Origin of the sequence: Nocardioides zeicaulis (assembly GCF_042432345.1) — a bacterium.
In the GTDB taxonomy this organism is placed as follows: domain Bacteria; phylum Actinomycetota; class Actinomycetes; order Propionibacteriales; family Nocardioidaceae; genus Nocardioides; species Nocardioides zeicaulis.
In genome coordinates, this window is the sequence record NZ_JBHLXH010000001.1 from 694,372 (window position 1) to 698,126 (window position 3,755).

Annotated in this window: 5 protein-coding genes; 1 reads left to right on the forward strand and 4 read right to left on the reverse strand. The window is 72.9% G+C overall.

What is annotated here, in order from left to right; translation table 11 throughout:
• Window positions 1–46: 46 nt before the first annotated feature.
• Window positions 47–601: an NADPH-dependent FMN reductase gene (locus ACFFJG_RS03460; RefSeq protein ID WP_378517210.1), complete on the reverse strand. Its 555-nt coding sequence runs from the start codon at window positions 599–601 to the stop codon at window positions 47–49.
• Between the two features lie 72 nt (window positions 602–673).
• On the opposite strand from ACFFJG_RS03460, the gene ACFFJG_RS03465 reads away from it, so the two are divergent.
• Window positions 674–1,264, forward strand: coding sequence for a TetR/AcrR family transcriptional regulator (locus ACFFJG_RS03465; RefSeq protein WP_378517211.1), 591 nt, complete (start codon window positions 674–676; stop codon window positions 1,262–1,264).
• Window positions 1,265–1,267: 3 nt separating this feature from the next.
• On the opposite strand, the gene ACFFJG_RS03470 is transcribed toward ACFFJG_RS03465, so the two are convergent.
• The 3 genes from ACFFJG_RS03470 to cimA all read right to left on the reverse strand — a co-directional run bounded on the left by ACFFJG_RS03470 (window position 1,268) and on the right by cimA (window position 3,692).
• On the reverse strand, window positions 1,268–1,618 hold the full coding sequence (locus tag ACFFJG_RS03470; RefSeq protein WP_378517212.1) for a hypothetical protein: 351 nt from the start codon (window positions 1,616–1,618) through the stop codon (window positions 1,268–1,270).
• Window positions 1,619–1,713: 95 nt separating this feature from the next.
• Entirely contained in the window at window positions 1,714–2,079 is a 366-nt protein-coding gene (locus ACFFJG_RS03475; RefSeq protein ID WP_378517213.1) for a DUF6264 family protein, read from the reverse strand.
• A gap of 20 nt (window positions 2,080–2,099) precedes the next feature.
• Entirely contained in the window at window positions 2,100–3,692 is a 1,593-nt protein-coding gene (gene cimA, locus ACFFJG_RS03480) for a citramalate synthase (RefSeq protein ID WP_378517214.1), read from the reverse strand.
• Window positions 3,693–3,755 lie beyond the last annotated feature (63 nt).

The following is a 3,755-nucleotide window of genomic DNA, read 5'->3' on the forward strand; positions in this document are numbered from 1 at the left end:
GAAGCGGCGGTTCCGGCATCGAGGTGCCCAGGTGAGGTGCCGAGGGTCAGGCGGCGACCTCGGCCTCGTGGGCCACGAGGGCGTCGAGCGCGCCGAGCAGTTCCTGGACCTTGGCCTCGTCGGTCAGCGGGTCGCCCTCGACGGCGGCGACGTCGACCACGATGCCGTCGACCACGACGGCGCCGGCGATCTTCGCCGAGTGACGGGCGTGCTCGTGCGACCACTTGCCGCCGTACGGCGTCGGGGTGGCGCCGATCGCGGCGAACGGCTTGCCGACGATCGCGCCCTGGCCGTAGGGGCGGGAGAGCCAGTCGATGGCGTTGTTGAGCACGGCCGGCATGGTGCCGTTGTACTCGGGCGTCACGGCGAGGACGCGGTCGGCCGAGGCGACGGCCTGGCGCAGCGAGGAGGCGCTGGCGGGCACGGTGTCGCCGTCGATCTCCTCGCTGTAGAACGGGACGGTGTCGAGGCCCTCGACCACGTCGACGGTGACACCCGCGGGGGCGTTGTCGCGCAGGTGCTCGGCGATGCGACGGTTGAGCGAACCGCTGCGGGTGGAGCCGAGGAGGACGGCGACACGGGTCTGCTTGTCAGTAGTCATGACCCCTTAAACGGACCGTGGTCCGTTTTCATTCCCGTGCTCGCGTACGTCGTGCAGCCTAGGCTGGGAGCCGTGATCCGACTGCTCCCGATGGCCGACGACCCGGCCCCGGAGCGTGCGGACGCCGCCCGCAACCGCGAGGCGATCCTCGCGGCCGCGCTCCGCCTGGTGCACACCCGGGGCGTCGGCTGCGTGACCATGGAGACCGTGGCCGCCGAGGCCGGCGTCGGCAAGGCCACCGTCTTCCGGCGGTTCGAGACGCGCGAGGGCCTGATGGCCGCGGTGCTCAACGAGTCGGAGTCGCTGTGGCAGGCCAGCGTGATGTCCGGGCCGCCCCCGCTGGGACCCGGGGCGCCGCCGATGGACCGGCTGCTCGCGTTCGGGCACTCCCGGCTGCGCACCAACCTCACTCACGCCGACCTGATCGCGGCCGCGGGACGCCCCGGCGCACGGTCGGCGGCCGCGGTGTCGTTCACCAACATGCACGTGCGGCACCTGCTCGGCGAGCTCGGCGTCTCCGGCGACCTGCTGATGCTCGCCACTGCGCTGCTCGCCCCCCTCGAGATGGTGGTGCTCGACCAGCAGGTGACCCGCGAGCACCTGCCGCTGGAGCGCATCCAGGCCGGCTGGGACGACCTCGTGCACCGGGTCGTCGGCGCCTGAGCCTCAGCCGGCGGAGGCGGCCGTGAGGCCGACGGCCCACACCCCCAGCGCCGGCACGACGGCGGCGAGCGGCACCCACCACGTCGGGCGGCGGTTGCCCCAGCGCACCAGCACCACGACCAGGGCCGCGAGCCAGAACACCAGCGGCGCGAGCCCCGAGGCCAGGAAGCCCGTGCCGGTCGGGCCGTCGAGGCACGGCACGACTGCCTGGCAGTCGTCGGCCTCGATCGTGAGCAGGACGCCCAGGAGGCTGCCGGAGGCGGCGGCGTAGCCCAGCACGGCGAGCAGCAGGACCGTGACCACGCGGTCGGCGGTGGGGACGGGCGGGAAGGCGTACGTTGGGGGGTGGGTCATGCGAGCACGCTAGGTTCGGCGGACGCTCCGGCGGCCGCGATCGACCGCCGTTGAGCACGCGTCACCAGACCACTGGTCCAGGTGTGCCGGGTGGCTCAGCCGACCGCGGAGAAGGCGAGCGCAGCGCCGACGCCCCAGAGGGCGGCGCCGACGGCGACCCCGACCAGCGGCAGCCACCAGGTGCTGCGTCCGCGCCGCCAGCGCACGACCGTCCACGCCAGGGTGACGAGGAAGGCCAGGACCGGGGCACCGACGGCGACCGCCACGCCCGTGACGATGAGCCCGGTGCTGCAGCTGTTGACCCCGCAGCTGTCGGAGGTCATCACCAGGAGCAGGCCCATCAGCGACAGGATCGGCACCAGCACCAGGAACCCCACCATGAGCAGGACCGTGGCCAGCCGGCCACGGGCGGAGGGGGTGGAGGGGGCGCCGGTCTCCTCGGCGTAGGCGGTGTCGCTCACGCGAGAAAGGTAGAGGTCGCTCAGCGCTGCTGGCGGCGCAATCCGAAAGTCAGTCCGTCGAGGAGGGCCTCCCAGGACGCCTCGATCACGTTGGCGCCCACGCCCACGGTGACCCAGGACGACTCGCCGTCGCTGGTCTCGATCAGCACCCGGGTGGTGGCGTCGGTGCCGTGCCCGCCGGGCAGGGAGGGGTCGAGGATGCGCACCTTGTAGTCGACGAGCTCGAACTTCGCGACCTCGGGGAAGGCCTGGCCGATCGCCTCGCGCAGCGCGGCGTCAAGGGCGTTGACCGGGCCGTTGCCCTCCCCCGTGACGACGTAGCGCACGCCCTCCGCGCGCAGCTTGACCGTGGCCTCGGAGATCGCCTCGCCGTCCGTGCGGGTCTCGGTGATCACCCGCCACGACTCCACGTCGACGTACGACGGCCGGGCGCCCTCGACCTCCTCGGCCAGCAGCAGCTCGAAGGAGGCGTCGGCGGCCTCGAAGGTGTAGCCGCGCTGCTCCATCGCCTTGACCCGGTCGGTGACCCGGGTGACGAGCTCGCGGTCGTCGGACAGGTCGTAGCCGAGCTCGCGGCCCTTGAGCTCGATCGAGGCGCGCCCGGCCATGTCGGAGACGAGCAGCCGCATGTCGTTGCCCACCACGAGCGGGTCGAGGTGCTGGTAGAGGTCGGGGTCGACCTTGATCGCGCTGGCGTGCAGCCCTGCCTTGTGGGCGAAGGCGGAGTGGCCGACGTAGGGCTGGCGCGGGGCGGGCGGCACGTTGGTGACCTCGGCGACGGCATGGGCGATGCGGGTCGCCTCCCGCAGCAGCCCCTTGGGCAGCACCGCGCGGTCGAGCTTGGTCTCGAGGTTCGCCACGACCGTGACGAGGTCGGCGTTGCCGGTGCGCTCGCCGTAGCCGTTGATGCAGCCCTGCACGTGGGTGGCGCCGGCCGCGACCGCGGCGAGCGAGTTGGCCACCGCGCAGCCGGAGTCGTTGTGGGCGTGGATGCCGACCCGCGACCCGGTGGTCTCGATGACGTCGAGCACCACGTCGGACACCCAGTCGGGCAGCATCCCGCCGTTGGTGTCGCAGAGCGCGACGACCTCCGCGCCGGCCTCGGTGGCGGTGCGCAGCACCTCGAGCGCGTACGCCCGGTTGGCGCGGTAGCCGTCGAAGAAGTGCTCGGCGTCGAGGAACACCGTCTGCCCCTCCTCGCGCAGGTGGGTCACCGTGTCGCGCACCATCGCCAGGTTCTCCTCCAGCGTGGTGCGCAGCGCCAGCTCGACATGACGGTCGTGCGACTTCGCGACCAGCGTGACCACGCCGGCGCCCGAGTCGCGCAGCGCCGCCACCAGCGGGTCGTCGGCCGCGCGCACGCCGGCGCGGCGGGTCGCGCCGAACGCCGCGAGCCGGGCGTGGCGCAGGTCGAGCTCCTCGCGCGCCCGGCGGAAGAACTCGGTGTCCTTGGGGTTCGAGCCCGGCCACCCTCCCTCGATGAACCCGACCCCGAGCCCGTCGAGCTGGCGTGCGATGGCGAGCTTGTCGGCGACGGAGAGGTTGAGTCCCTCCTGCTGGGCGCCGTCGCGCAGCGTGGTGTCGTAGACGTGGAACGCGCCGTGCAGGTCCATCGGGGCTCTCTCGGTCGGGGTGGGGATCGGGGGCGAGAAACAGAAAGACCTCCTGGGGTGCAG